Consider the following 26,341-nt stretch of genomic DNA (forward strand, 5'->3'; position numbering starts at 1 on the left):
CGCGCGGCCGCAGGGCCAATTGAACCTATTCCGTCCGGGCCGCGTTGGCCCCTGATTGCCGCAAGGTGAACCCCTGCGGCCAAGAAGCAATATACGAGGTTACCGATGGCAGTGAGATGTCTGCGCGTTCTGTTCACCCTGCTTGTCATGAGTATTCTGTCAATCGGTCCGGCAGGGGCACAAAGCGGAGATACTCCGGCTGCCGACAGCGGTGACATCGCCGCCGGTGCTGCAGAGGCGCAGCTTCCGCCCGAGGCGCAGGCGCTGCTGGACGTGCTGCGCAACCCCGAGGCGCGGGATGCCCTGATCGCACGGCTGGAGGCGGTCGCCGCACCCCAGACGGCGGGAGAGGCGGCGGCCGAGACCGTCGACGAAGTGCTGCCGGGCACCACCACCGAAAACGCATCCTTCGGGCGCCGCGTTGCAGTCCTGACGCAAGACATCGCGACGACCGTGACGGGCGAGCTTCAGCAATCGTGGTCGCGGCTCCAGCGGTCGGGCAGTATCTTTACCTCGCTCAGCGGCCGCGAGCTTGACGTCTTGTTCGAGGCACTGACCCAGCTTGCCGCAATCATCGTCGCCACGGTCGTCGTGTTCACCGCCCTGCGGATGCTGGCTCGGCCGATCTACGGACGGATGGGCGCGCGGGCGGACGGGGCGCCGCTGCTGCGCACCGTGCTGCTGTATGCCGGATCGGCGGTCATGGATGTGCTGATCGTCGTGATCGCCTGGCTTGCGGGCTATGCCATCGCCACGCTGGTGCTGGGCGACTTCGGACAGGTCGGCATCCGTCAGGCGCTGTATCTCAACGCCTTCCTGCTGGTCGAGATGGCCAAGGTCGGCGTGCGGCTGCTGTTCTCGCCCGCGACCGAGAAGCTGCGGATTCTTCCGTTGGCGGACGGCGCGGCGAGATACCTGTCGGGGCGGATCAACATCATCCTCAGCGTGCTGGGCTACGGGCAGCTTCTGGTGATCCCGATCCTGAACCAGAACGTGTCGTTCGCGGCGGGGCGCAGCGTGTCGGCGATCCTTGCGCTGGCGGTGCTGATCTACCTTGTGGGGCTGGTGCTGCACAAACGGCAGGCCGTCACCGAATGGCTGCTTGGTGACGAAGAGGCGAAGCCCAAGCGCAACTCTCTCAAGACGCTGGCGCGCAGCTGGCATCTTTTCGCGCTGGCATACCTCTTGGTGATGTTCTTCATCGTGATGACCCAGCCCGGCCCGCAGGTGTTCACCGCGATCTTCAACAGCTTCAAGGTGGCCGGTGTCATCGTGCTGGGTATCATCGTGTCGAACGCGATGACGAAGGCGATCAAGTCCGGCTTCTCGTTGCCGTCCGGCCTTCACCAGCGGCTGCCGCTGCTTGAGGTGCGGTTGAACCAGTTCGTGCGCCGGGCCCTGACCGCGCTGCGCGTGGTGATCGTGATCGCCGTCGCGCTGATTGCCGCTGATCTGCTGGGCTTTCTTGATGTCGGCGGTTGGTTCGAGACCGACCTTGGCCTGCGCGCTTCGGGCATGGTGGTCAGTGTCACGCTGATCCTTCTGGGGGCCTTCGCGGTGTGGTTGGCGCTGTCAAGTTGGGTGGATTATCGCCTCAACCCCGATTTCGGATCGGCTCCGTCGTCGCGCGAGAAGACGCTTCTGACGCTTCTGCGGAATGCGGCCACCATCGCGCTGGTGATCGTGACGCTGATGTTCGTCTTGGCCGAGATCGGGCTGAACATCGGGCCGCTTCTGGCCTCTGCCGGTGTTCTGGGTTTGGCCATCGGTTTCGGTGCCCAGAAGATGGTGCAGGACATCATCACCGGCGTGTTCATCCAGTTCGAAAACGCGATGAACGTGGGTGACGTGGTGACCGTGGGCGGCACCACCGGCACGGTCGAAAAGCTGACGATCCGGTCGGTCAGCCTGCGCGATTTGCAAGGGTCGTATCACATCATCCCGTTCTCGTCGGTCGACATGGTCACCAACTACATGCGCGATTTCGCCTACTGCGTCGCCGACATGGGCGTCGCCTACCGCGAGGATGTGGGCGAGGTGAAACAGGCGATGTTCGACGCTTTCGAGGAACTGCGCGGGGACGAGGCCGTGGGCCCGAACATCATCGCAGAGATGGAATGGTTCGGCCTGAACAGTTTTGGCGACAGCGCCATCGTGTTGCGGTCGCGGATCAAGACCAAGCCGGGCGCGCAATGGGGCGTTGGCCGGGCCTATAATGCGATCTGCAAGCGCATTTTCGACGAGCGCGGCATCGAGATCCCGTTCCCCTACCAGACCATCACCTTTGCCGAGAGCAAGAGTGGCGCGACGCAGGCGATCAAGATCGCGTCCGCGAAGGCCTCGGACAAGGAAACCCAAGGCGGTCAGGAGGTGATCGAAGGCACGGCATCAGAGCCGGACCACCGCGAGACCGACCACGACCTCAAGGCGCGCGGGTCGGGCAGGGAAGACTGACGGGGCGTCGGCGCGCGCGAGGTGGCTCAGGCCACTTGCGCGCGCGGTCCCCGGGCGCGGACCAGAAGCATCAGCATGATCGCGATGTTGACGAAGTTCCACGCGATGCCGTTCAGGAACGCCAACTGGTAGGATCCGCTCACGTCATAGATCCAGCCTGACATCCAGCCGCCAAGCGCCATTCCGACGATGGTGGCCATGATGACGAACCCGACCCGCGATCCTGCCTCGCGGCTGGGCATGTATTCGCGAACGATGACGGCATAGCTGGGGACGATGCCGCCCTGTGACAGCCCGAAGATCAGGCTGACAAGATAGAGCGACGTCAGCCCGTCCGTCGGCAGGTAGAGGAACAGCGCAAGGCACTGTCCCGCCGAGCCGATCAGGAGCGTCTTCACGCCGCCGAGCCAGTCGGCAAGGAACCCCGACGCCAGCCGCGACACGACGCCGCCCATCAGCATCAGCGACAGCATCTCGGCGCCGACGGCGGGGCCATAGCCAAGATCGACGCAGAAGGCGACGATATGGACCTGCGGCATCGACATCGCCACGCAGCAGGCGACCCCGGCAAGGCCGAGGATCAGCATCAGCGTGCGCGGGCTGAACGGCACCGATTTGGCGCGCAGGGCGGCGGCGGCATCGGCGCGTTGCGTCGCCTCGACGGGCAGGCGGCGGCGCAGGAACAGCGACAGCGGGATCGCGATGGCGGGCACCAGAACCGCGACGGTCATGTAGACCGCACGCCAGCCGCCTTCGGCCATCACACCGGCCAGGGCCACCGGCCAGATCGCGCCGGACAGGTAGTTGCCGCTGGCCGCGATGGCGACAGCGATGCCGCGCCGTTTCAGGAACCAGTGCGACACGTCCGCGATGAGCGGGCCGAACGACGCCGCCGTGCCGAGGCCGATAACCAGTTGCAGCACCGCCAGCGTCGTGACCGAGGGCGCGATGCTGGCCAGCGCGAACCCCGCGCCGATCATCACCGCGGCGCCCGACAGCGCCCAACTGACGCCGAACCGGTCCACCGCCCGCCCGATAAGCAGATTGCCCAGGGCAAAGCCGATCATCGTCGTGGTATAGGGCAGCGACGCCGCGCCCCGGTCCACGCCGAATTCCGCCTGCACGGCAGGCAGGATGACGATGAAGGACCACATGCCCACGTTCCCGACGATGCCGATGGCAAGCGAGACTGCAAGGCGGGTCCAGGAATAGGCGCTGTCGTGAATGTCGGTGCGGTTCATGGCGCGGACGTTAGGCGCGGAGGCGCCACTCTGCCAAGCGCAAACGACGGGGCGTTGCGCTTGCAGCAGGGCCGCCCCCCCGCTACATCCCGGCAGACGGCCCGCACCACTGCACAGCGCAAGGACCGAAACCGCCCAATGTTCCCGCGTCGCCATTTCGCGCTGATCTGGTCCGAGTTCAGGACTCGCAAGGCGGATTTCGTCTGGGGCCTGCTTGCGACGTTCCTGTCCTCGGTTGCGGGCCTGTTGCTGCCGCAACGCGCGCAGGTGCTGATCGGCGAGGCGTTCCCCTCTGGCGACGTGTCCCGCGTCGCGCGCGAACTGGGCCTGATCCTGTTCATTGCCGTCCTCGCACTCGCCTTCATGGCGCTGCGCAAGTTCCTGATGGACCGGATCAGCCACAAGCTGGCCACCGCGATGCGCGCGCGCCTGTTCGAGCGTGTGCTGACCGTATCGCCTCGTAGCCTACAAGAGGCGGAAGGCGGGCAGATCCTGTCGAATTTCTCGAACGACCTGCAGGTGTTCAACGATGCCATCCGGCAGGTGCTGTCGGTGACGATCCCCAGCGCGATCCTCATGGTCATCTACCTGTCCGCGACGGTCTATTACAGCTGGCAGCTGTCGCTGGTCCTGGTGCTGATCGCGCTGCCGATGGTGCTGGTCACCAGCTTCTACGGGCAGAAGATGTATCAGGCGTCGTCCGACAGCCAGACGCGTCTGGCGAACCTTCTCGACCAGTTGGGCGAGGTGCTGACGGGGGCGAAAGAGATCAAGCTGTTCGAGATGGAGCCGCGTGTGCGCAGCCGGTTCGACAAGCTGAACGCCGCCTCTCTCGAAGCGCATGTCCGGCGTGAATTCCACGGCACGATGCACCCGTTCGTGCTGTCGCTGACGGTGGCGCTGGGCATCTCGGTCCTGATCCTTGCCGCGACATGGCTTCTGGCGCGCGGCAGCGTCGAAGTCGGCGCCATCACCGCCTTCGTGGTCTGCCTTGGCCTTGCCTATGCGCCGTTGCAGGAATTCGCCAACTCGATCAGCCGGGTGGTGCAACTGTCGACGATCATGGACCGGATCGAGACCGTTCTGACCCTGCCGCCCGAGCGTGATGTCGAGCCGTCGCCCGCCTCGATCCCGCGCAAGGGCGGTCTGCGGTTCGACAAGGTGCGTTTTGCGTACGGATCGGGCGCGTTCTTCGAGGATTTCACGCTGGAGATCGCGCCCGGCGAACGGGTGGCCGTGGTCGGCCCGTCCGGTGCTGGCAAGTCCACGCTCTTGGAAATGATCCCGCGCTTTCTGAACATAGACGGCGGGCGGATCGAGATCGACGGCAACGACATCGCCGCCATGCCGCTGCGCGATTTGCGCGGGCAGATCGGGCTGGTGCTGCAGCAGCCGTTCCTGTTTCGCGCCTCGCTGCGCGACAACCTGATCGTCGGTGCGCAAGGCGCGACCGACGCGCGTATCCGCGAAGTCGCGGCGATGGCGCGCGTCGACCAGTTCGCCGAGGAATTGCCGCAAGGCTACGACACGCTGATCGACCCCGGCGGCACAAACCTGTCGGTCGGTCAGCGCCAGCGCATCGCCATTGCGCGCGTGTTGTTGAAAGACCCGCCGATCCTTCTGCTGGACGAGCCGACATCCGCGCTCGACAGCGAAAGCGAGCGGCTGGTGACGGACGCGATCCAGCAGGTCAGCCACGCGCGGACGACGATCATCGTGGCGCACCGGTTGTCCACGGTGCGCGACGTGGACAGGATCGTGGTGCTTGACCGTGGCCGCATCGTCGAGATGGGTACCCATGACGCTCTGGTCTCGCAGGGCGGTCTGTTCGCCGATCTCGCCCGGTCCGGCGAGATCCTGGGCACCGCTTGATGCGGGCGCTGTTGCAGCGCGTGACCGAGGCGCAGGTCGCGGTGGACGGCGTTGTGATCGGGCGCTGCGGCTCCGGCCTTCTGATCCTTGTTTGCGCCATGCAGGGCGACACCGGGGCCGAGGCCGACAAGCTGGCGGCGCGCATCGCCAAGCTGCGCATCTTTCCCGATGACGCGGGCAAGATGAACAGGTCCGTCCGCGACATCGGCGGCGCTGCGCTGGTGGTCAGCCAGTTTACCCTTGCCGCCGACACCTCGCGCGGGAACCGTCCCGGGTTTTCTGCCGCCGCCACACCGGACGAGGGCAGGGCGCTTTACGAGCGTTTCGCGCAGGCGCTTGTAGGTGAGGGCGTGCCGGTCGAGACCGGGCGCTTTGGCGCCGACATGCAGGTCGCGCTGGTCAACGACGGGCCAGTGACGATCTGGATTGAGAGTTGAGGCTGGCCGGTGCGGTGGGACGAGTCCCGCCCTACAGGGCGCGACTTGCAGGCGGTGCGGCGGGACAGGTTCCGCCCCACGGGGCGCGACCGGTTGCCATCCTTCCGTAGGGCGGGACTTGTCCCGCCACCCCCGAACGCTTCACCGCCGTCCGTAATACAGCCCCACGACATGTTCGGCCTGGGCAAAGAACAGCCAGCGCAGCACGCAGGTCCCCAAAAGGTGAAACGGCGCGGCGAGGAACACCGTCGCCCCGCCCGGCCAGAGCAGGAAGAACGCCGGTCCCGCAAAGGCCAGCGCCGCGCCGATCGCGCGCAGCTTGGCGGCATGCTTGCGCCCCACCACATGAACCATCTCGCGGGTCAGGTAGTTCTCGCCGGTGTGCGGCGCTTCCAGTGACCGCACCGTGCCCATCATGCCCAGCCCCGTCGCGCTGTGGATCGAGGTGCCGCTTTCCGCCAGCGCCCGGTCGCCGCGCATCCAGGCGAAGAGCTGCAATCCCGCGCCGATCAGCAGAAGCGACAGCCCCAGCCATCGCTGCCCTGCGATCAGCGCACCGCCCGACAGGGCCAGCGCCACGAACAGCACCGGCACCTCGGGGCGGTGCCAGCGCGGCACGGTGCGCAGCGAGGCATAGATCATCGACGTGGCCACGACCGTGGCAATCGCCAGCAGCGCGCCTAGCCAACCCAGCGGCGCAATGCGCAGCCCCAGCATCAGGCACAGACCATAGAGGCCGTTCACCGACAGCGCTGCCACCGACAGCCACGCCTCGCGCGACAACCAGCTTGTGCGCCATTCGCGGAACGCCTTCAGCGCGCGTTCGGGGTGGCCAAGGTGAAAGGCGGACGACATCAGCCCCCCGCCCGCCAGCGCGAAGGCCAGCGCATAGGCGGCAAACGCCCGCCACCCCTCGACCTCTGGCGTGCCGAGCCCAAGGAACACCAGCAGCCCGAAGCCTTGGCCCGACAGCACGGTGAACAGGATGAGCGAGCGGGCGGGATGCATCAGATCCGGTCCAGCGCCGCGTCGAGCCATTTGAGGAAGCCGCGCGGCTCCTCTGCCACTGGTTCCAGCAGCGGGGCGAGCACGTCTATCTCGGCATCGCGCGGGCGGGGCGGCAGGTACTTGTTGACGGGCCGGGTGTCCATCTCGGGCATCAGGTCCATCCCCTCGCGCGCCGCGACCAGCTTGCTGACCGCGCTGCCGGGGTCCGACAGGTCGCCGAAATGCCGCGCGTTGGCGGGGCAGGTGCGCACGCAGGCGGGTTCGCGGTCGATCTCGGGCAGTTCCTCGTTGTAGATGCGGTCGACGCAAAGGGTGCATTTCTTCATCACCTGCGTCGTCGGGTCCATCTCGCGCGCGCCGTAGGGGCAGGCCCAGGCACATAAGCCGCAGCCGATGCAGTCGTCCTCGTTCACCAGCACGATCCCGTCCTCGCGCCGCTTGAAGCTGGCGCCGGTGGGGCAGACCGTCACGCAGGGCGCATCTTCGCAATGCAGGCAGCTTTTCGGGAAATGCACGACCGTCGCGGGCGCATCCTCGCGGGTGATCTCGTAGGAGTGGATACGATTGAGAAACGCGCCCTCTGGCGCCTCGCCGTAAGGATCGCTGTCGGACAGGCCCGAGGTCTGGCTGGTGTCGTTCCAGCCCTTGCAGGCGACCACGCAGGCATGGCAGCCGACACAGATGTCGAGGTCGATCACCAGCCCCAGCGTGCGGTCGGTCTTGTCAGGCAGAGCGGTCATGCAGCGTCTTCCTGGTCCAAATACTCATCTGTCTTGTCCTCCCGGCGGCACCGGCGAGGTCTGCGCCGCGATCACCGGAAACGCCTCGTCCTGCGGGTCCACCTTCTCGATCTTGACCTTGAGGTCGAACCACGCGGCCTGACCTGTCACGGGGTCCGAATTCGACCAACGCATCCCGTCGCCGCGTTCGGGCAGAAGTTCGGGGATCAGGTGATTGAGCAGGAACCCCTTGGTGGCCTCGGGCGCGCCGGGCGACAGCGCCCATGCGCCCTTGCGCTTGCCGATGGCGTTCCATGTCCAGACGGTGTGCGGGTTCAGCGCGGCCATGTGCGCGACGTGAACGACGATCTCGCCGTGGGTCGAGGTGACGCGCGCCCAATCTCCGTCCTTGAAGCCGTGCGCCTGCCACACGGCGGTGGGCACGAACAGCGGGTTCACGCCGTGGATTTGACGCAGCCAGGCGTTCTGCGAGCCCCAGGAATGGTACATCGCCATCGGCCGCTGTGTCAGGGCGTGGAGCGGGTATTCCACCGGGTCCGAGAACCCCTCGGACAGCGGCGGATACCACACGGGCAGGGGATGGAATGTGGCGAGGATCGGCGCGCGCAGGTGGTCTGGCGGCTGGCGGGTGCCGCGTCCGCTGGCGGCGAGGCGGAACTTGGCCAGCGGCTCGACGTACAGCTGGAACAGGTAGGGCTCGGGACGGTCGTAGAACCCCATCTCGACGGCCCAGTCCTGATAGGCCGCGTTCCACGGTTTGAAAAAGGCGGCCTCGTCCGGGACATGCGCGGTGAAGAAGCCGCCGTTGGCGATGTAGCTGTCGATCTGCGCTCCGTTCGGCTCGCCCCGCCCATGGGCATAGCCTTTCGCGCCGATACGCCAGCCGGCCAGCGGCCCGACACCCGCACGGCGTTCATGGGTCTGGATATAGTCGGCATAGTCGGCAAAGCGCGGCGCGCCGTCCTCGTCCACGAAACCCGGCAGGCTCAGGCGGTGGCCAAGATCGCACAGAGCGGACTGAAAGCTGCGCACGTCGCGGTCGGGGGTGAGCACCGGCCAGCGGATCGCATCCGCCGCCGCGTCGGGGTCGGAAATCGGGCGGTCCAGAAGCGAGATGCAGTCATGCCGTTCCAGATAGGTCGTGTCGGGCAGGACAAGGTCGGCGTAGGCGACCATTTCCGACGAATAGGCATCCGAGACGATGATGTGCGGGATGGTGTAGTCTCCGCTATCGTCGGTGGCGGACAGCATCTCCATCGTGCCGCGTGTGTTCATCGACGAATTCCACGCCATGTTCGCCATGTAGAGAAACAGCGTGTCGATGCGATAGGGATCGCCCGCCGCCGCATTGGCGATGACCATGTGCATCAGCCCATGCGCCGACAGCGGGTTTTCCCAACTGAACGCCTTGTCGATGCGCGACGGGGTGCCGTCGTCCTTCAGCGCCAGATGTTCCGGCCCCTGCGGATAGCCAAGGTGCGGGCCGCCCAGCGGCGCGCCCGGCGTTGCCTTGTGGTGCGGCACGGGGTGAGCGTGGGCAGGCTTGGGGTAGGGTGGCTTGAACCGGAACCCGCCGGGCACCTCGACGCTGCCCAGAAGGATCTGAAGGACGTGGATCGCACGGGCGGTCTGGAAGCCGTTGGAATGGGCCGAGACGCCGCGCATGGCGTGCATCGACACCGGGCGGCCCGTCATCGTCTTGTGCCGCTCGCCCCGGAAATCGGTCCAGGGGCGATCCAGCGTGATCGCTTCTTCAAAGGCGGTGCGCGCCAGATCGGCGGCGATGCGGCGGATCTGGTTCGCCTCGATCCCGCAGCGTTTGGCGACCTTTGCGGGGGCGTAGTCATCCGACAGGTAGGTTTCCGCCAGCAGTTGAAACGCGGTGCGGTGGGTGATCCCGGCGCGGCGCAGCGATCCGGCAAGATCCGGGCGGACCGCCTTGCCGTCCAGCGGGGCAGGCTTGCCGGTCTTGCGGTCGATGCAAAGCGGGCGGCCCTCGTCGTCGCGCAGGAACAGGCCCTCGGTCTCAGACTTCGGATCGCAGTCGATCAGGACGCCCGCGTTGGTGTAGCGCGACAGGTAGTCGAGGTCGATCTTGCCCGACCGCAGCAATTCATGGATCAGCGACAGAACGAACAGCCCGTCGGTGCCGGGCGTGATGCCGACCCATTCATCCGCGATGGCGTTGTAGCCGGTGCGGATCGGGTTGACCGAGATGATCTTGACGCCTCGCGCCTTCAGCTTGGACAGGCCCAGCTTCATCGGGTTGGACGCGTGATCCTCGGCCACCCCGAACAAGAGGAACAGCTTGGTGCGGTCCCAGTCCGGTTCGCCGAATTCCCAGAACGCGCCGCCCATCGTGTAGATGCCAGCCGCCGCCATGTTGACCGAGCAGAAGCCGCCGTGCGCCGCATAGTTCGGGGTTCCGAAGGCTTGCGCCCAGTAGCCGGTGAAGGATTGCGACTGGTCGCGCCCGGTGAAGAACACCAGCTTCTCGGGCGCGGTGTCGCGCAATGGCTTCATCCAGGACACCGCGAGGTCCAGCGCCTCGTCCCAGCTGATCTCCTCGAATTCGCCCGACCCGCGCGGACCGACCCGGCGCAAGGGCGCGCGCAGGCGGGCGGGTGAATTGACCTGCATGATCCCCGCCGAGCCCTTGGCGCACAGAACACCCTTGTTCACGGGGTGGTCTCGGTTGCCCTCGATATAGACAAGCTTGCCGTCCTTGAGGTGCACGTCGATGCCGCAGCGGCAGGCGCACATGTAGCAGGTCGTCTTGCGCACCTCGTCAGAGATTCGCACCTGCGTGTCGACCTGAGGCTCGGGTCTCATTGCCTCTCCTTGCGGTTTTGACACAGCTAAACCGCAAACCGGGTGTGATGCGACAGCGATTTTGCGTGATGTCGCATGACGATAGACGCATTGGAAACAGTCGGCGCACACTGTTTCTCGCTCCAGGGGCAAGCAGGGGCGACAGAAATGCACGTTTCGAGGTAGTATTGCGCACGGGCAGGCGGCCTGACCCGCCGCAAGGGTGGTCGGGCAGATATGTTTCAAGCCGCGCGCGGGCTGCGCCCGGCGTGCATGGGAGAATGGTGATGACCCCGACCTGGACCTTCGGACTTGCCGCGCTGGCCTTCGTGGCCGCATGCGCCGGCGCAGAGGTGAACCGCGCCAAGTATTTCGGACCCGAGACGTCGGGCGTGCTGACGCCCGCCTCGTCCATCGCGCTGTCGCCCGATCAGCTTCGCCGGATGGCCGCCAGCGGCGATGGCCAGCCCCTGATGCTGGCGCGTATCGGCGGAACCGACATCGTGCCGCTCACCGCGCGGTCGCGCGCCGCCTCCACCGTCTGGAGCGCGCCGGATGGCAAGCGGTTCTACACCGAGAACGGCATGATCGTGGCGACTGCCGCGCTGGGCACTGATCTTGTCGGCACCCGCGCGCCGACCACCCCGCCACAGGACCGCGTCGGGCAAAGCTACGTGCGCTCTTACGAGCACAACACGCCGTCGCAGATCATCGTGACCAGCTATGACTGCGCGATGCAGCGGGGCGGCGACGAGGATCTGACGATCCTCGATGTCAGTTACGCGACGACCCGGCTGGTTGAGTCCTGTGAAGGCCCCGAAGGCGCGACGTTCCAGAATGCCTATTGGGTCGATCAGGCAGGTTCGCTGCGCCAGTCGCGCCAGTGGGTCAGCCGCGAGATGGGCACCGTCGAGATGCTGCGCCTGATCCAGTGAGGGTTGCGGCGCAACACTTATGACGGCAGGTTTCGCGGGCAACCGTCCCCCGCGAGGTCCGACATGAAGCTGCGTTCCCAAGCCTGGTTCGACAACCCGGACAATCCCGAGATGTCCGCTCTCTATGTCGAGCGGTATTTCAATTATGGATTGACGCGCGAGGAGTTGCAGGCGGGCAAGCCGATCATCGGCATCGCCCAGACCGGCAGCGACCTGTCGCCCTGCAACCGCCACCATATCGAACTGGCCAAGCGGGTGCGCGACGGGATCACGGCGGCGGGTGGCATCGCGTTCGAATTCCCGGTGCATCCGATCCAGGAAACCGGCAAGCGGCCGACACCCGCGCTGGACCGCAACCTTGCCTATCTCGGTGTCGTCGAGACGCTGCACGGCTATCCGCTGGATGCCGCCGTCCTGATGATCGGCTGCGACAAGACCACGCCCGCGCTGCTGATGGCGGCGGCGACGGTGAACCTGCCTGCCATCGCGCTGTCGGTGGGGCCGATGCTGAACGGCTGGTGGAAGGGCAAGCTGGCCGGGTCGGGCACCGCGATCTGGGCCGCGCGGCAGGACCTTGCCGCAGGCCGGATCGACTATGACGAGTTCATGGAGATCGCCGCCGCCTCGGCGCCGTCGGTGGGCTATTGCAACACCATGGGCACGGCGAGCACGATGAACTCGCTGGCCGAGGCGCTGGGCATGCAGCTGCCCGGATCGGCCTCGATCCCGGCGCCCTACCGAGAGCGCGGACAGATGGCCTATGCCACCGGCCGCCGCATCGTCGAGATGGTGCACGAAGACCTGCGCCCTGCCGACGTGATGACCCGCGCGGCGTTCGAGAATGCCATCGTGGTCAACTCGGCCATCGGCGGGTCGACCAACGCGCCCATTCACCTCAACGGGCTGGCGCGGCATCTGGGCATCGAGTTGACCAACGATGACTGGCAGGCGCTGGGGCATCACATTCCGCTTCTGGCCGATATCCAGCCCGCCGGGCGGTTCCTGGCCGAAGATTACCACCGTGCGGGCGGCGTGCCGGGGATCATGGCCGAGCTTCTGGGCGCTGGCGCGCTGCCGCATCCGGGCGCGGTGACGGTGACGGGCCGCAGCATCGCGGAGGCCTATGCCGGGGCCGCCGTGAGCAATGCCGACGTGATCCGCCCCTTTGCCGCGCCGCTGCGCGAGAACGCGGGGTTCCTTAACCTCAAGGGCAACCTGTTCGACAGCGCGATCATGAAGACGAGCGTGATCTCGCCCGAGTTCCGCGACCGCTATCTGGCGAACCCGGATGATCCAGAGGCGTTCGAGGGGCGCGCGGCGGTGTTCGACGGGCCCGAGGACTACCACCGCCGCATCGAGGACCCCGCTCTTGGCATCGCCGAGGATTCGATCCTGATCATGCGCGGCGCGGGGCCGGTGGGCTATCCGGGCGGCGCGGAGGTGGTGAACATGCAGCCGCCCGCCGAACTGATCCGGCGCGGGATCACCGCGCTGCCCTGTCTTGGCGACGGGCGACAGTCGGGAACGTCGGGCTCGCCCTCGATCCTGAACGCGTCGCCCGAGGCGGCGGTGATGGGGATGCTGGCGATCGTGGAGGACGGTGACCGCATCCGCATCGACCTGCGCAAGGGCGAGGCGACGCTGATGGTGCCGGAGGATGTCCTGGCCGAGCGGCGCCGCGTCCTGGAGGCGGCGGGCGGCTATGCCTATCCCGCGCACCAGACGCCGTGGCAGGAGATCCAGCGCGGCATGGTCGGGCAGCTTGACCGCGGCATGGTGCTGGAACCGGCGGTGAAATACCGCGACATCGGCCGGATCGACAAACTGCCGCGCGATAGTCACTGACCGGGCACTGATCCGGTTTCGCCCCGGCTGCGCTGGGGCGACCGGCTGGGGGGCTCTGCCCCCCAGACCCCCCGGAGGTATTTGTGGACCAAAGATGAAGCGGCAGGGACTATGCCGGAGTGCTGTGCCTGCCGAGGCGGGCGATCAGGAGCCAGCTTGCCAGCGCCATCGCGCCCGCGGTGCCGAGGCACAGCGGCAGGCCGCCGACCTGGTAGCTGACGCCCGACAGGAGCGTGCCGACAAGGCGCCCCGCCGCGTTGGACATGTAGTAAAAGCCGACGTCCATCGTGACCCGCTCTGCCCTGGTGAAGGCGAGGATCAGGTAGGAGTGGATCGAGGAATTGAGCGCGAAGACCGCGCCGAACAGCAGGAGGCCGCCGATCAGCGTTGCCGTGAGCCACGGCGCCGGGCCGGTTGATGCGAGCGCCGCCCCGGCCAGCGCGAGGGGGATCAGCGACAGAAGCCCGGCCCAGAGGATGCCCATGCGGGTGATCTGCGCGACGCTCTTGTCGCGGGCGCGCAACAGGTTCGGCGCAAAGCCCTGCACCGCGCCGTATCCGATGATCCACAGCGCCATGAAGGTGCCGATCTGGAAGAAGGCGGCGCGGTTGCCCGCCTCTGTCCCGTCCGACAGGACGCTGTAGAAATAGATCGGGATGCCGACCACGAACCACACGTCGCGCGCGCCGAACAGGAACAGCCGTGCCGCCGACAGGCCGTTCACGTTGCGATCCTTGGAGAAGACGTCGGAGAACTTCGCGCCCTTCTTGCCGCGCGGCAGGCCGGAGGGCATGAAGATCGCGATGGCGATCAGGATCACCGCCAGCACCGCCGCCATCGCCAGCACCGCAGATGCGAAACCGACCGCGCCGAGAAGCGCCGCGCCCAGCAGGAAGCCCAGCCCCTTTACCGCGTTCTTCGATCCGGTCAAGGCGGCGACCCAGCGGAACAGCCCGCCATCCTGTTCGGGGGCGAGGATCTTTACCGCGCTCTTGGACGACATCTTGGCAAGGTCCTTGGCCACGCCCGACGCGCCCTGCACCAGCATCACGAAAACGACCGAGACCGCTATGGTCCAGCCCGGATCGAGCGCGGCGAGGGCAAGGAGCGCGGCGATCTGCAGGCCAAGCCCGGCGTACAGCGTAGACGTGAGGCCGAACCGCGCGGCGATCCACCCTGCGGACAGGTTCGTCACCATGCCCATGAACTCGTAGAGCAGGAACAGGTAGGCGAGCTGGATCGGGGTGAATCCGAGGGTGTGGAAGTGCAGCAGGACCAGCATCCGCAGTGCGCCGTCCGTGAGCATGAAAGCCCAGTAGGCGGCAGTGACGGCGGCATAGGCGGCAAGGCCACGGGGGCGGTGGTCTGCGGTGTCGGTCATGTCATTTCCTGAGCATGCGGAAAGGCTCCATCGCGCCGACGGCATGCATTTCCATGTAATCCTGGGTGACCTCGATCACGACCCAGCACAGGGGTTCCTGATCGGTCATGTCGAGATAGGTGACGCGCAGCACCGGCCCCGCGCCAAGCGCGTCCTCGCAGGTGTCGCCGACATCGAAGATCGCGGTGGCACCCGGAACGCCTGCATAGCGGTCCTCGAGTGTCGCGCCGTGGATCAGGGTCGAGAATGCATCGTCATCGATACTTTGCCATTGCCCCTGAAGACCGGCGCGGAGGCGGGCGTAGGGATCGGCGGGGCGGCGCGACCAGTCGCGGATGGTCACGATGGCGGTGATGTCGTCATATCCGATCAGGTCGCCCTCGATGGTGACGGGAGCATTCACGCCGAGGCTGTCCATGTCTTCCAGCAGCGGCAGCGGGGTCTGACCGGCGGAAGAGGCGAGATAGCGGAACCCGTCCGCGTGGATCTCGCATTCCATCGAGGCGTCGTTCACCTGGCAGTGGCTCAGCAGGCCGCTGACGCTGTAAGGTTCGCCAAAGGTCCCGGGAGCGGGGCCCGAGACGCGGGGTATCGCCTGCCGGGATGGCGCCGCCGTGAGGTTCAGCGTGAAGTCGGTCAGATCGCCAAGGTCGATCTCGTTGAACTTGTGGCGCTCATGGCCGCGGGCCTCGCAGTCGGTGTCGCCTTCGATGGTGAACTCGGTCGGCGTGGTGCAGAAGTAGTAGTCCTCGTCCTCCCAGTCGTAGCGGTCGGACGTGGCGCGCCAGTAGTAGTAGCGTTTGGGCAGATCGCCCCCCACGACGATCTTGCAGTCGCCCGCTGCCATCACCCACCAGCCTTCGGACACCCAGGTGTCCTGTTCGGAATAGCCGATGGCGACGGACGCCGTGGCGTCCGTCTGGTTGCAGACGGTGAGGGCCGCATGGGCAGGTGCGGCGAACAGCAGCGGAAGAAGGGCAAGGCAGCGCATGGCACGTCTCCAAAATGCCTAGAGGGATGCCGCGATCATGCGCGCGATGTCCGCCATTCGCCAAGCATAACCGTACTCGTTGTCATACCATGCGTAGATCTTCACCTGTGTTCCGTTGGTTACCATGGTGCTTTGTGCGTCGATGATCGACGATCGCGTGTCGTTGACGTAGTCGGCGGACACCAGGGGCCGGGTCTCGTAGCCGAGAATACCGTCGAGCGGGCCGTTCGCCCATTTCTCGAACAGCGCGTTGACCTCTTCCGCCGTTGTCTCGCGTTCCACCTCGAACACGCAGTCGGTGAGAGAGGCGTTCAGCACCGGCACCCGCACCGCGTGGCCGTTCAGCCGCCCCTTGAGTTCGGGGTAGATCAGCGTGATCGCGGTCGCCGATCCGGTGGTCGTCGGGATCAGCGAATTGAGTGCCGAGCGCGCGCGGCGCAGGTCCTTGGCGGGGCGGTCCACGATCGTCTGGGTGTTCGTCACGTCATGAAGCGTCGTGATCGAGCCGTGGCGGATGCCGATCTCTTCGTGGATGACCTTGACCACCGGGGCAAGGCAGTTGGTGGTGCAGGAGGCGGCGGTGACGATGCGGTGGATTTCGGGGTCGTAGAGGTCATGGTTTACGCCGTAAACTACATTCAGCGCGCCGCCATCCTTGACGGGCGCCGAGACGACGACTTTTTTCACCCCAGCCTCGAAGTAGGGGGCGATCCTGGCCTCGGTCTTGAAGACGCCGGTGCAGTCGATCACGACATCGATGCCCATTTCAGCCAGCGGCAGGGCCTTGATCTCGGTCTCGTGGGTCAGGCGCATGTTCTGCCCATCCACCGTAAGCGTTCCGTCGCCGGACGCGATATCGGCAAGCCAGCGGCCGTGCACGGTATCGAATTCCAGAAGCATGGCATGCTGTTCCGGCGTGCCGACTGGATCGTTCAGCAGGACAAGCTCTGCGTCGCCTGCACCCTCGTCGATGAGGGCGCGCACGACCAGCTTTCCGATCCGGCCGAGGCCGTTCAGGGCAATTTTCGTCAAGGGTCTACTCCGTCTCGGTCTGGCCGATGTCGTCAAGTTGGCGCTGGAGCGAAAGCCGGTCCAACTGGTCGAATTGCAGGGCGGTGAAGGCGGCGAGGCGCCGGCGCATTGCCTGGAACACCTGCGAGAAGGCCAGGGCCTTTTCCGCCTCGGTGCCGGTCGCCTTCACCGGGTCGGGCAGGCCCCAATGTGCGGTGATCGGCTGGCCCGGCCAGGGCGGGCATTCCTCGTTCGCGGCGCGGTCGCACACCGTGAAGACGAAATCCAGCTTGGGCGCATCCTCGGTCTGGAATTCGGCCACGGTCTTGGATCGCAGGCCGCTCGTGTCAAAGCCGTTGCGCTTGAGCAGGTCGATGGCGAACGGGTTCAGTTCAGAATTCGGGTTGGTGCCTGCCGAGTAGGCGACGAACTTGTTGCCTGCCATGTCGCGCAAGAGAACTTCGGCAAAGATCGAGCGGGCGGAGTTGCCGGTGCAGATGAACAGGGCGTTGTAGGGTGTGTCGGGCATGATGGACCTCGATGGGGCTTGGGACAGGGCCTTGGCCGTCGCCGTTGCGCACAGGTCCGGGCGGCCCCTGCAGCAGTCGACGGCGAGGTAGTCGATGAGCGCGCCGGTGGCGCTCATGTCGATGGTGTAGAACACGGACTTTCCTTGCCGTTCGGAATGGATCAGCCCCGCGCGTTCCAGCGTCGCCAGATAGACTGACAGCGTATTCGGCTTCACCTGCAGGGCGTCCGCGATCTCGCTTGGGCGCACACCCTCGGGCGCGCGGCGGGCAAGCAGGCGAAATGCGGACAGTCGGCCGGGATGGCCGAGTGCGGTAAGCGTTTCCGAGGCGCGATTCAATTCCATAATTCATGAATACCAGAATTGATGAGGTGTGGCAACCGGCTTGCGGTGCCCGCGCGCAGCGGGTTCAGTGCAGGAAAAGCGGGAGGGATCACATGAACATCGCGCATTGGCTTTCTCGGACGGCTGCCTTGCGGGGGGCCGCGCCCGCGCTTTTGGCGGGCGAGATTGTGGTGGCGGACTACGCCCGATTCGCACGGGATGCGGCCACGCTCGGTGGCGCGCTGGCAACGGTCGGCATCGCGCCAGGAGACCGCGTCGCGATCTTCGCAAAGAACAGCACCGACTATCTGATCGCCCTGTTCGGGATCTGGTGGGCAGGCGCCGTAGCGGTGCCGGTCAATGCAAAGCTGCACCCCAAGGAGGCGGCGTTCATCTTCGATGACAGCGGGGCCAAGCTGGCCTTCGTGTCGAGTGATCTGGTAACCGGCGTGCGCGCCGCATCCTCTGTCGCGGTGGTCGAGACCGGCGGCGACGACTGGGGCGCCATGCTGCGGTCCGGCGGCGCTCCGGCGATCCATCCGCGCAAGCCGGGCGATCTGGCGTGGCTGTTCTACACCTCGGGCACCACGGGGCGGCCCAAGGGCGTCGAGATCACCCACGCGATGCTGATGGCGACGTCGCTGGCCTATCCGGTCGATGTCGACCCGGTAGAACCCGAAGACGCCGCGCTTTATGCCGCGCCGATGAGCCACGGCGCGGGGCTATATGCCTTGGTCCATGTGCTGCGCGGCGCGCGACACCTTGTCCCGGCCTCTGGCGGGTTCGACGCGGGCGAAGTGCTGGAGTTGTCGCGCAAGCTGGGGCCGACGTCGATGTTCATGGCGCCGACCATGGTGCGCCGCCTGACCGATGCTGCCAAAGCCGCGGAAGAGACGGGCGAGGGGATCAAGACCATCGTCTATGGCGGCGGGCCGATGTACGTCGCCGATATCGTCGAGGCGGTGGATTGGTTCGGGCCGAAGTTCGTCCAGATCTACGGGCAGGGCGAATGCCCCATGGGCATCACCGCGCTGTCCCGGGCAGAGGTCGCGGATCGCGATCATCCACGCTGGCGCGAGAGGCTCGCGTCGGTCGGGCGCGCGCAATCCACCGTCGAGGTCGCCATCGGCAGCGTGGATGCCGAACCTCTGCCGCTGGGCGAAACCGGCGAGATCATGGTGCGCGGCCTGCCAGTGATGCCGGGCTACTGGAAGAACCCCGAGGCAAGCGCAAAGACACTGCGCGGCGGCTGGCTGATGACGGGGGATGTCGGGCGGCTGGACGCGGACGGCTATCTGACGCTGACCGACCGGTCCAAAGACGTGATCGTATCGGGCGGTACCAACATCTACCCGCGCGAGGTGGAAGAAGCGCTTTTGACCCATCCGGCGGTCCACGAGGTGTCGGTGGTGGGGCGGCCCTCTGCCGAGTGGGGCGAGGATGTCGTCGCCTTTGTGGTCGCCGCGCCGGGCCAGACGCCGTACGAGGCGACGCTCGACGCCCATTGCCGCGCCGAGATCGCTCGGTTCAAGCGGCCCAAGGCCTACCGGTTCGTCGAGGATCTGCCCAAGAACGCCTATGGCAAGGTGCTCAAGACCGACCTGCGTGCCCGGCTTGAGGATGAGGCGGGCTGACGGCGCTCGCGGCCTACACCGACATCGTCGCCGTCACCGCCGCCTTCCAGCGTTCATACCGCGCGTCGCGGGCGCTTTCGTCCATCGAATGCTCGAACCGGCGGTCGAGCGCCCAGTCCTTGGCGAAGGTCTCGGCGTCCGGGTAGACGCCCGCCTGCATCCCGGCCAGCCACGCGGCGCCAAGCGCGGTCGTCTCCAGCACCTCGGGCCGGTCCACCGGCGCGCCGATGATGTCCGACAGGAACTGCATCGCCCAGTCGCTCGCCGACATGCCGCCGTCGACGCGCAGCACCGCCGGATCATCGCCCGCCTGCCAGTCCGCCTGCATCGCCTCGAGCAGGTCGCGCGTCTGGAAACCGACGCTTTCCAGCGCGGCGCGGGCGAACTCGGCGGGGCCGGAATTGCGGGTGAGGCCAAAGATCGCGCCGCGGCAGTCGGGCTGCCAGTAGGGCGCGCCAAGGCCGGTGAAGGCAGGAACGAGGATCAGCTCTTGGCCGGGATCGGCGGAGTCCGCCAGCGGCTGCGTCTCCTTCGCCTCTCGGATGATCTTGAGCCCGTCACGGAGCCATTGCACCACGGCACCCGCGATGAAGATCGAGCCTTCCAGTGCATAGGTCGGCTTGCCGTCCAGCTGGTAGGCGATGGTCGTGAGCAGCCGGTTCTTCGACGCAACCGGGGTGTCTCCGGTGTTGAGCAGCGCGAAGCACCCGGTGCCATAGGTCGATTTCAGCATCCCCGGCTGGAAACACGCCTGCCCCACGGTCGCCGCCTGCTGGTCGCCCGCGACGCCAAGGATCGGGATTTCGCGTCCGAACAGGTCAGGGCGGGTCACGCCGAAGTCTGCGGCGCTGTCCTTCACCTCGGGCAGCATCGCCATGGGGATGTCCAACAGATCGCACATCTCTTCGGACCATGCACCTTGGCGGATGTCATACAAAAGCGTGCGCGCGGCGTTGGTGGCGTCGGTGACATGGGACGCGCCGCCCGTCAGCTTCCAGATCAGGAAGGTGTCAACTGTGCCGAACAGCAGATCGCCCGCCTCGGCCTTGGCGCGGGCCCCGTCCACCTCGTCGAGCAGCCACTTCAGCTTGGTCCCCGAGAAATACGGATCGAGCAGCAGGCCGGTGATCTCGGTCACGCGTGGCTCGTGCCCGGCATCGCGGAGGGTATCGCACATCCGCGCGGTGCGGCGGTCCTGCCAGACGATCGCGTTGTGGATCGGCTGGCCGGTCGCCTTGTCCCAGACGACGACGGTTTCGCGCTGGTTGGTGATGCCGATTGCGGCGATGTCATGCGCGCTGACGCTGGCTTTCTCGATCGCGGCGCGGCAGGTGGCGGCGGTGGTCGACCACAGGTCGGACGGGTCATGTTCCACCCAGCCCGAGGCAGGGTAATGCTGCGCGAATTCCTCTTGTGCCGAGGCGACGACCCGCAGCGATCCGTCGAACAGGATCGCGCGGCTGGATGTGGTGCCTTGGTCGATGGCAAGCACGTGAGTCATGGCGGTCCTCCCTTACGCGGCCTTGGCCGTCTTCATCCACGCCTCCAGCGCGGTGATCTGCGCCTTCGTCATCCGTAGGCCCAGCTTGCTGCGGCGCCAAACGACATCCTCGGCGCTGCGGGCGAATTCGCGGTTCATCAGCCAGTGCACCTCGGCGGCGGTCAGCGATGCGCCGAAATCGTCGCCAAGTTCTGCCTCGTTGGTGGCGGCGCCCAGCACCTGCCGCGCCTCGGTGCCATAGGCGCGCACCAGCCGCCCCGCCCATTCTGGGTCAAGGAACGGATAGTCCGCGACCAGCGCGTCGATCTGCGCAGCAACCCCGTCCACCGGAAAATCCCCGCCGGGCAGGGGCACGCCCGCCGTCCATGCCTTGCCCGTCTTGGGCAGGTGTTCGGCGATCCGCGTCAGCGCGCTTTCCGCGAGGCGGCGGTAGGTGGTGATCTTGCCGCCGAACACGTTCAGGAGCGGTGCGCCGCCGGCCGTGTCGACCTTCAGCACATAGTCGCGCGTTGCCGCCGTGGCCGAGGATGCGCCGTCGTCATAAAGAGGCCGAACACCCGAATAGGTCCAGACGATATCCTTTTCGGTGATCGCGTCCTTGAAATAGGCGTTGGCGAAATCGATCAGGTAGCGCCTTTCGTCCTCGGTGATCTGGGGGCGGCGGTTGCCGTCGGTCACTTCGGCGTCGGTGGTGCCGATCAGGGTGAAATCCCGCTCGTACGGGATGGCGAAGATGATGCGCCCGTCGGTGCCCTGAAAGAAATAGCACTTGTCGTGTTCGAACAGCTTGCGCGTCACGATGTGGCTGCCGCGGACAAGGCGCACCTGTTCGGGTGCGTTCGAGCGCACCGCGCCCGACAGCAATTCACCGACCCAGGGACCGCCTGCGTTCACCAGCATCCGGGCGTGGTGGGTGTGGGTCAGGCCTGCATGGCCGTCCTTGACGGTGATCGTCCAGTGGCCTTCGGTGCGCTCTGCGGACAGCACGGTGTGCCGTGTCAGGATCGTTGCGCCGCGTTCGGCCGCATCGCGGGCGTTCAGCGAGACAAGCCGCGAATCTTCTACCCAGCAATCGGAATACTCGTAGGCGCGCTTGAACCTGTCCTTGAGCGGCGCCCCCTCGGGCGCGCGCGTCAGGTCCAGCGACGATGTGCCGGGCAGAATCTTGCGCCCACCCAGCGTGTCATAGAGGAACAGCCCGAGCCGGATCAGCCACGCGGGGCGGCGGCCCTTCATCCAGGGCATGACGGTGTTGAGCAGTTTCGATGTCGGCGTCTCGTTCTCGAACCGCATGTCGGGCGACAGGGGCAACACGAACCGCATCGGCCACGAGATATGCGGCATCGCGCGCAAGAGCGTCTCGCGCTCGATCAGCGCCTCGCGCACGAGGCGGAACTCGAAGTACTCGAGATAGCGCAGACCGCCGTGAAACAGCTTGGTCGAGGCCGACGAGGTGGCCGACGCAAGGTCGTCCATCTCGGCCAGCGTCACCGACAGCCCGCGCCCCGCAGCGTCGCGCGCGATGCCGCAGCCGTTGATGCCGCCGCCGATGATGAAAAGATCGACGATGTCGTTCTGGTCGGTCACGTCGGCTCCTGTTCGCGCTATCGGCGTTCGGGGCGAGGTCACCCCGCCGGGGCGGCGATGTCAACGCCGAGGCTTTGCAGATCGGGCCCCGCGCGGTTAGCTAGGGCAAAAGACATGGGGGCCCACATGGACGACCTGGACACGCGGCAGGCGATCATCGACGCCTGCCTTGCGATGAACCGCAGCGGGCTCAACCAGGGCACGTCCGGCAATGTCTCGGTCCGGTCGGGCAAGGGGGCGCTTATCACGCCGACGGCGCTGCCCTATGCCCGCATGACGCCGGAGGATATCGTCTGGGTCGGGTTCGACGGCGCTGTGCAGGGCACGCGCAGGCCGTCGAGCGAATGGTGCTTTCACCTCGATCTATTGCGTGCGCGGGACGACCTGAACGCCGTGGTGCACGCGCACCCCAGCTATTGCACGACGCTGGCCATCCATGCGCGGCCGATCCCGCCGGTGCATTACATGATCGCCGCCGCCGGGGGGCACGACATCCGGGTTGCGAAGTATGCGACCTATGGCACGCCGGAGCTGTCGGCGCATGTGCTGGCGGCGATGGACGGACGGCGCGCCTGCCTGATGGCGCATCACGGGATGCTGGCCGCGCACGGCACGCTGGACAAGGCGATGTGGCTGGCCACCGAGGTCGAGACGCTGGCGCGCCAGTATGCGCAAGCTTTGATGCTGGGCGAGCCGCCGGAACTGTCGCTGGACGAGATCGACCGGGTGCTGGAGAAATTCGCAGGCTACGGGATCGCGGACGACTGACGCATTCAGTCGGGCACGTTGTCGATGCCAGAGCCGCCTAGGGGATGACAGCGCCCGATGCGCCGAATGGTCAGCCAGCCGCCTCTGAATGCGCCATGCTTTTCAAGAGCTTCCAGCGCATAGGCAGAGCAGGTCGGCTGATAGCGGCAGTTCATGCCCACCCAGGGCGACAGGATCAGCCGATAGGCGCGCACGGGGAGCGCCGCGACATGGGCCAGCGGAGTCACTTGCCGTGCGCCTTGTGCAGCGCCAGCCTCAGATCGTTCACGAGGTCCAGATAGGGTCGGTCCGCCGTCGCGCCGGATCGCCCGATCAGCACATAGTCCCAGCCGGGGCGCGCGGCCTGTGGCATCACCTCGCGTGCAATGGCGCGCAGACGGCGCTTGGCACGGTTGCGGGCGACGGCGTTGCCGACCTTCTTTGAACAAGTATAGCCGATGCGGACAGCGCCCGGTGCGGGGTCGCCTTCGCTGCGCTTGCGTGCTTGCAGGATGAAGCCGGGCATCGCCTGACGCCGCGCCCGCGCGGCGCTCAGGAAATCCGCGCGCTCGGTCAGGGTGACAAGACGCGGAAAAGCCGCCGGTCCCGGCGATACCTCTGCGCAGGGCGGGGGCATGGACGGATCCGGCGGCGTCATGCCGTCAGGAACGGGGTTGGTCTGCGCCTCAGGCGCAGAGATTCTTGCGGCCACGCGCACGGCGGGCGTTCAGGATCTTGCGGCCGGCCTTGGTCGCCATGCGCGCGCGGAAGCCGTGGCGCCGCTTGCGGACCAGGTTCGAGGGTTGGTAGGTGCGCTTCATCGCGTCTGCTCCGTCTCAGGTGGCCCGAACCCCAACGGTGGATTCGAGGGCCGGAATGTGTCGAAGCCCGGTGTCTAGGGGGTCGCACGCAGGCTGTCAATTCGGTTGGCGGCGAGAATCTGCAACATTTGCATCCCGCTCGGGGTTTGCGCCCTGCCGAATGTTTCAGTTCCGCGCGAGGGCCGTGGCGAGATGCCGCAATCCTTCACCTGCGATCAACCGGGCGTGATCGGCCTGTGGTGCGCTGGCGCCGGGACGCATGTTGACGCCATGACAGGCACGACACCAATGACGCAAAGGGACACGGCAGACATGAGCGACACCAAGACCACGGGCAAGGGCGGGTTCAGACAGCGCCTGCCGATCATCGCCATCGCCCTTGTCGCCATTGTCGGCGCCTTCACGCTGAGCGATTATCTGAATTTCCAGACGCTTGCCGACAACCGCGAGGCGCTTCTGGCGTTTCGGGACAGCAACTACGCCCTGACCGTGCTGATCTACTTTGCGGCCTATGTCGCCATCGTCGGCTTTTCGCTGCCGGGCGCGACCGTGGCCACCCTGACCGGGGGCTTCCTGTTCGGCACCGCTGCCGGGTCTGTCATCACGATCACCTCTGCGACTGTCGGGGCCATCGTGATCTTTCTTGCGGCGAAATACGGGCTGGGCAAGCGCCTGGCCGACAAGATGGATGCCAGCGAAGGCATGGTGCGGCGCATCAAGACGGGTCTCGACGAGAACCAGTGGTCGATGCTGTTCCTGATCCGGCTTGTTCCGGCGGTGCCGTTCTTCGTGGCGAACCTGCTGCCCGCGTTCGTCAACGTGCCGCTGTGGCGCTTTGCGGTCACCACTTTCATCGGGATCATCCCCGGCACGGTGGTCTACACCTCTGTCGGGGCGGGGCTGGGCGAGGTGTTCGCGCGCGGCGAGACGCCCGATCTCGGGATCATTTTCGCGCCCGAGGTGCTTTTCCCCATATTGGGGCTGTGCGTTCTTGCGGCGCTTCCCATCCTCATCAAGGCCGTGCGCGGCAAGAAAGGACTTTGACGATGAACCGCATCGAGACGGATATCTGCGTGATCGGGGCAGGCTCGGGCGGGCTTTCGGTGGCTTCGGGCGCGGCGCAGATGGGCGCGCGCGTGGTTCTGCTGGAAGGCCACAAGATGGGCGGCGATTGCCTGAACTATGGCTGCGTTCCGTCCAAGGCGCTGATCGCGGCGTCCAAGGCGGCGCATGCGCAGGCGCATTCCGGCTCCTACGGCGTCGCGCCGGTCACGCCAGAGGTCGACTATGCCGCCGCCAAGGACCATGTGCAGCAGGCCATCGCCACCATCGCGCCCCATGACAGCCAGGAACGGTTCGAAGGCTTCGGCATCACCGTGATCCGCGACTATGGCCGCTTTATATCAGAGCGTGAGGTGCAGGCGGGCGACACGATCATCAAGGCGCGCCGGTTCGTCATCGCCACCGGCTCGACCCCGTTCGTGCCGCCGATCGAGGGGATCGACAGCGTTCCGTATTTCACCAACGAAACGATCTTCGACCTGCGCGAGCGGCCCGAGCACCTGATCGTTGTCGGCGGCGGTCCCATCGGGATGGAGATGGCGCAGGCGCATCTGCGGCTCGGCTGCAAGGTGACCGTGATCGAGGGGCAGAAGGCGCTGGGCAAGGACGATCCAGAAATGGCGGCGATCGTGCTCGACCGGCTGCGCAGCGAGGGGCTTGAGATCATCGAGGGCGCGCAGGCGAAGAATATCAGCGGCGGTGAGGGCAGCGTGACCGTTGAGACCGAGGACAGCCAGAGCTTCACCGGCTCGCATCTTCTGGTCGCCGTCGGGCGCAAGGTGAACATCGACAAGCTGGACCTAAAGGCCGGAAATGTCGCGCATGACCGCGCGGTGAAGGTCGGCGCCGACCTGCGTTCGACCACCAACAAGCGGGTTTACGCTGTCGGCGACGCGGCGGGCGGGCTGATGTTCACCCATGTCGCAGGTTATCACGCCGGGATCGTCGTGCGCTCTGCGGTGCTGGGGCTGCCCGCCAAGGCCAAGACCGCGCATCTTCCCTGGGCCACCTATACCGACCCCGAACTTGCCCATGTCGGAATGCTTGAGTCTGACGCGCGCAAGGCACATGGCGACGCGATCACCGTTGTCAGCGCCGATTTCGGCGGCAACGACCGCGCGGTGACGGAAGGCAAGACGACTGGCAGGATCAAGGTCGTGGTCCACAAGGGCAAGCCCATCGGCGCCACCATCGTCGGCGCGCAGGCGGGCGAGTTGATCTCGATCTGGGCGATGGCGATTGCCAACGGGCTGAAGATGACGGCCATCACGAACACCGTTTTGCCGTATCCGACGCTGGGCGAAATTAGCAAACGCGCCGCAAGTGCCTATTTCAGTCCGAAGTTGTTTGATAATCCATGGGTGAAGCGCGTGGTACGAGTGGTGCAGCGCCTGGTGCCGTAAGGGGTAA

The 26,341-nt window shown here is 66.3% G+C and carries 22 protein-coding genes; 9 read left to right on the top strand and 13 right to left on the bottom strand.

Going from position 1 to position 26,341, the window contains the following annotated elements; genetic code table 11:
• The first annotated feature begins 105 nt into the window (after positions 1-105).
• Positions 106-2,454, top strand: a complete 2,349-nt coding sequence (locus KTJ87_RS00925; RefSeq protein WP_267137183.1) for a mechanosensitive ion channel domain-containing protein — start codon at positions 106-108, stop codon at positions 2,452-2,454.
• Positions 2,455-2,480: 26 nt separating this feature from the next.
• Here the strand turns inward: KTJ87_RS00925 and KTJ87_RS00930 are convergent, their stop codons facing one another.
• Positions 2,481-3,695 (bottom strand): MFS transporter, encoded by a 1,215-nt coding sequence (locus KTJ87_RS00930; protein ID WP_267137184.1) that lies wholly within the window; start codon positions 3,693-3,695, stop codon positions 2,481-2,483.
• Between the two features lie 138 nt (positions 3,696-3,833).
• Between KTJ87_RS00930 and KTJ87_RS00935 the strand changes: the two genes are divergently transcribed.
• Together KTJ87_RS00935 and dtd are read left to right on the top strand one after the other, a co-directional pair.
• The gene (locus KTJ87_RS00935) at positions 3,834-5,567 is read left to right on the top strand and encodes an ABC transporter ATP-binding protein (RefSeq protein WP_267137185.1); all 1,734 of its coding nucleotides are present in this window, start codon (positions 3,834-3,836) and stop codon (positions 5,565-5,567) included.
• The gene (gene dtd / locus KTJ87_RS00940; protein ID WP_267137186.1) at positions 5,567-6,004 is read left to right on the top strand and encodes a D-aminoacyl-tRNA deacylase; all 438 of its coding nucleotides are present in this window, start codon (positions 5,567-5,569) and stop codon (positions 6,002-6,004) included. The genes KTJ87_RS00935 and dtd overlap by 1 nt, the downstream gene beginning before the upstream one ends.
• Before the next feature lie 141 nt (positions 6,005-6,145).
• Here dtd and KTJ87_RS00945 read toward each other — a convergent pair whose 3' ends face one another.
• Genes KTJ87_RS00945 through KTJ87_RS00955 form a run of 3 tightly spaced genes read right to left on the bottom strand, consistent with a single transcriptional unit; the run spans position 6,146 to position 10,584 of the window.
• Positions 6,146-7,012 carry a dimethyl sulfoxide reductase anchor subunit family protein gene (locus tag KTJ87_RS00945; RefSeq protein WP_267137187.1) on the bottom strand — a complete coding sequence of 289 codons (867 nt, stop codon included), beginning with the start codon at positions 7,010-7,012 and terminating at the stop codon, positions 6,146-6,148.
• On the bottom strand, positions 7,012-7,752 hold the full coding sequence (locus tag KTJ87_RS00950) for a 4Fe-4S dicluster domain-containing protein (RefSeq protein ID WP_267137188.1): 741 nt from the start codon (positions 7,750-7,752) through the stop codon (positions 7,012-7,014). Before KTJ87_RS00950 ends, KTJ87_RS00945 begins: the two co-directional genes overlap by 1 nt.
• A 24-nt stretch (positions 7,753-7,776) precedes the next feature.
• Positions 7,777-10,584, bottom strand: a complete 2,808-nt coding sequence (locus KTJ87_RS00955) for a molybdopterin oxidoreductase family protein (protein WP_267137189.1) — start codon at positions 10,582-10,584, stop codon at positions 7,777-7,779.
• A gap of 266 nt (positions 10,585-10,850) precedes the next feature.
• On the opposite strand from KTJ87_RS00955, the gene KTJ87_RS00960 reads away from it, so the two are divergent.
• Both KTJ87_RS00960 and KTJ87_RS00965 read left to right on the top strand, forming a co-directional pair.
• Positions 10,851-11,498 (top strand): YjbF family lipoprotein, encoded by a 648-nt coding sequence (locus KTJ87_RS00960; RefSeq protein WP_267137190.1) that lies wholly within the window; start codon positions 10,851-10,853, stop codon positions 11,496-11,498.
• A 63-nt stretch (positions 11,499-11,561) separates the two neighbouring features.
• Entirely contained in the window at positions 11,562-13,343 is a 1,782-nt protein-coding gene (locus KTJ87_RS00965; RefSeq protein WP_267137191.1) for an IlvD/Edd family dehydratase, read from the top strand.
• A 109-nt stretch (positions 13,344-13,452) separates the two neighbouring features.
• Here KTJ87_RS00965 and arsJ read toward each other — a convergent pair whose 3' ends face one another.
• From arsJ to KTJ87_RS00985, 4 genes are read right to left on the bottom strand one after another with little or no spacing between them, the layout of a single operon-like run.
• The gene (gene arsJ, locus KTJ87_RS00970; protein WP_267137192.1) at positions 13,453-14,724 is read right to left on the bottom strand and encodes an organoarsenical effux MFS transporter ArsJ; all 1,272 of its coding nucleotides are present in this window, start codon (positions 14,722-14,724) and stop codon (positions 13,453-13,455) included.
• Between the two features lies 1 nt (position 14,725).
• Positions 14,726-15,715 (bottom strand): DUF1036 domain-containing protein, encoded by a 990-nt coding sequence (locus KTJ87_RS00975; protein ID WP_267137193.1) that lies wholly within the window; start codon positions 15,713-15,715, stop codon positions 14,726-14,728.
• An 18-nt stretch (positions 15,716-15,733) separates the two neighbouring features.
• Positions 15,734-16,747, bottom strand: coding sequence for an ArsJ-associated glyceraldehyde-3-phosphate dehydrogenase (locus KTJ87_RS00980; RefSeq protein WP_267137194.1), 1,014 nt, complete (start codon positions 16,745-16,747; stop codon positions 15,734-15,736).
• A 4-nt stretch (positions 16,748-16,751) separates the two neighbouring features.
• Entirely contained in the window at positions 16,752-17,600 is an 849-nt protein-coding gene (locus KTJ87_RS00985; RefSeq protein WP_267137195.1) for an arsenate reductase/protein-tyrosine-phosphatase family protein, read from the bottom strand.
• A 92-nt stretch (positions 17,601-17,692) separates the two neighbouring features.
• Between KTJ87_RS00985 and KTJ87_RS00990 the strand changes: the two genes are divergently transcribed.
• Positions 17,693-19,213, top strand: coding sequence for an AMP-binding protein (locus KTJ87_RS00990; protein ID WP_267137196.1), 1,521 nt, complete (start codon positions 17,693-17,695; stop codon positions 19,211-19,213).
• Between the two features lie 13 nt (positions 19,214-19,226).
• Here KTJ87_RS00990 and glpK read toward each other — a convergent pair whose 3' ends face one another.
• Positions 19,227-20,714, bottom strand: coding sequence for a glycerol kinase GlpK (gene glpK / locus KTJ87_RS00995; RefSeq protein WP_267137197.1), 1,488 nt, complete (start codon positions 20,712-20,714; stop codon positions 19,227-19,229).
• A 12-nt stretch (positions 20,715-20,726) separates the two neighbouring features.
• Positions 20,727-22,301, bottom strand: coding sequence for a glycerol-3-phosphate dehydrogenase (glpD, locus tag KTJ87_RS01000; RefSeq protein WP_267137198.1), 1,575 nt, complete (start codon positions 22,299-22,301; stop codon positions 20,727-20,729).
• Between the two features lie 126 nt (positions 22,302-22,427).
• On the opposite strand from glpD, the gene KTJ87_RS01005 reads away from it, so the two are divergent.
• Positions 22,428-23,069, top strand: a complete 642-nt coding sequence (locus KTJ87_RS01005) for a class II aldolase/adducin family protein (RefSeq protein ID WP_267137199.1) — start codon at positions 22,428-22,430, stop codon at positions 23,067-23,069.
• A gap of 5 nt (positions 23,070-23,074) precedes the next feature.
• Here the strand turns inward: KTJ87_RS01005 and yidD are convergent, their stop codons facing one another.
• Genes yidD through rpmH form a run of 3 tightly spaced genes read right to left on the bottom strand, consistent with a single transcriptional unit; the run spans position 23,075 to position 23,869 of the window.
• Positions 23,075-23,296 carry a membrane protein insertion efficiency factor YidD gene (yidD, locus tag KTJ87_RS01010; RefSeq protein ID WP_267137200.1) on the bottom strand — a complete coding sequence of 74 codons (222 nt, stop codon included), beginning with the start codon at positions 23,294-23,296 and terminating at the stop codon, positions 23,075-23,077.
• Positions 23,293-23,706 carry a ribonuclease P protein component gene (gene rnpA, locus KTJ87_RS01015; RefSeq protein ID WP_407650441.1) on the bottom strand — a complete coding sequence of 138 codons (414 nt, stop codon included), beginning with the start codon at positions 23,704-23,706 and terminating at the stop codon, positions 23,293-23,295. Before rnpA ends, yidD begins: the two co-directional genes overlap by 4 nt.
• A 28-nt stretch (positions 23,707-23,734) precedes the next feature.
• Positions 23,735-23,869, bottom strand: a complete 135-nt coding sequence (rpmH, locus tag KTJ87_RS01020) for a 50S ribosomal protein L34 (protein WP_267137202.1) — start codon at positions 23,867-23,869, stop codon at positions 23,735-23,737.
• A 312-nt stretch (positions 23,870-24,181) separates the two neighbouring features.
• On the opposite strand from rpmH, the gene KTJ87_RS01025 reads away from it, so the two are divergent.
• Together KTJ87_RS01025 and KTJ87_RS01030 are read left to right on the top strand one after the other, a co-directional pair.
• Complete coding sequence (locus KTJ87_RS01025; RefSeq protein ID WP_267137203.1) at positions 24,182-24,913, top strand: TVP38/TMEM64 family protein; 732 nt, start codon at positions 24,182-24,184, stop codon at positions 24,911-24,913.
• 2 nt (positions 24,914-24,915) lie between these two features.
• On the top strand, positions 24,916-26,334 hold the full coding sequence (locus KTJ87_RS01030; RefSeq protein WP_267137204.1) for a dihydrolipoyl dehydrogenase family protein: 1,419 nt from the start codon (positions 24,916-24,918) through the stop codon (positions 26,332-26,334).
• Positions 26,335-26,341 lie beyond the last annotated feature (7 nt).

It is taken from the genome of Anianabacter salinae, from assembly GCF_019061145.1.
Lineage (GTDB): Bacteria > Pseudomonadota > Alphaproteobacteria > Rhodobacterales > Rhodobacteraceae > Anianibacter > Anianibacter salinarum.

Bases quoted from the DNA above. Each gene is read 5' to 3' on its own strand.
- KTJ87_RS00925 (WP_267137183.1), top strand. From the start codon at position 106: ATGGCAGTGAGATGTCTGCGCGTTCTGTTCACCCTGCTTGTCATGAGT.
- KTJ87_RS00930 (WP_267137184.1), bottom strand. From the start codon at position 3,695: ATGAACCGCACCGACATTCACGACAGCGCCTATTCCTGGACCCGCCTT.
- KTJ87_RS00935 (WP_267137185.1), top strand. From the start codon at position 3,834: ATGTTCCCGCGTCGCCATTTCGCGCTGATCTGGTCCGAGTTCAGGACT.
- dtd (WP_267137186.1), top strand. From the start codon at position 5,567: ATGCGGGCGCTGTTGCAGCGCGTGACCGAGGCGCAGGTCGCGGTGGAC.
- KTJ87_RS00945 (WP_267137187.1), bottom strand. From the start codon at position 7,012: ATGCATCCCGCCCGCTCGCTCATCCTGTTCACCGTGCTGTCGGGCCAA.
- KTJ87_RS00950 (WP_267137188.1), bottom strand. From the start codon at position 7,752: ATGACCGCTCTGCCTGACAAGACCGACCGCACGCTGGGGCTGGTGATC.
- KTJ87_RS00955 (WP_267137189.1), bottom strand. From the start codon at position 10,584: ATGAGACCCGAGCCTCAGGTCGACACGCAGGTGCGAATCTCTGACGAG.
- KTJ87_RS00960 (WP_267137190.1), top strand. From the start codon at position 10,851: ATGACCCCGACCTGGACCTTCGGACTTGCCGCGCTGGCCTTCGTGGCC.
- KTJ87_RS00965 (WP_267137191.1), top strand. From the start codon at position 11,562: ATGAAGCTGCGTTCCCAAGCCTGGTTCGACAACCCGGACAATCCCGAG.
- arsJ (WP_267137192.1), bottom strand. From the start codon at position 14,724: ATGACCGACACCGCAGACCACCGCCCCCGTGGCCTTGCCGCCTATGCC.
- KTJ87_RS00975 (WP_267137193.1), bottom strand. From the start codon at position 15,715: ATGCGCTGCCTTGCCCTTCTTCCGCTGCTGTTCGCCGCACCTGCCCAT.
- KTJ87_RS00985 (WP_267137195.1), bottom strand. From the start codon at position 17,600: ATGGAATTGAATCGCGCCTCGGAAACGCTTACCGCACTCGGCCATCCC.
- KTJ87_RS00990 (WP_267137196.1), top strand. From the start codon at position 17,693: ATGAACATCGCGCATTGGCTTTCTCGGACGGCTGCCTTGCGGGGGGCC.
- glpK (WP_267137197.1), bottom strand. From the start codon at position 20,714: ATGACTCACGTGCTTGCCATCGACCAAGGCACCACATCCAGCCGCGCG.
- KTJ87_RS01005 (WP_267137199.1), top strand. From the start codon at position 22,428: ATGGACGACCTGGACACGCGGCAGGCGATCATCGACGCCTGCCTTGCG.
- rnpA (WP_407650441.1), bottom strand. From the start codon at position 23,706: ATGACGCCGCCGGATCCGTCCATGCCCCCGCCCTGCGCAGAGGTATCG.
- rpmH (WP_267137202.1), bottom strand. From the start codon at position 23,869: ATGAAGCGCACCTACCAACCCTCGAACCTGGTCCGCAAGCGGCGCCAC.
- KTJ87_RS01025 (WP_267137203.1), top strand. From the start codon at position 24,182: ATGAGCGACACCAAGACCACGGGCAAGGGCGGGTTCAGACAGCGCCTG.
- KTJ87_RS01030 (WP_267137204.1), top strand. From the start codon at position 24,916: ATGAACCGCATCGAGACGGATATCTGCGTGATCGGGGCAGGCTCGGGC.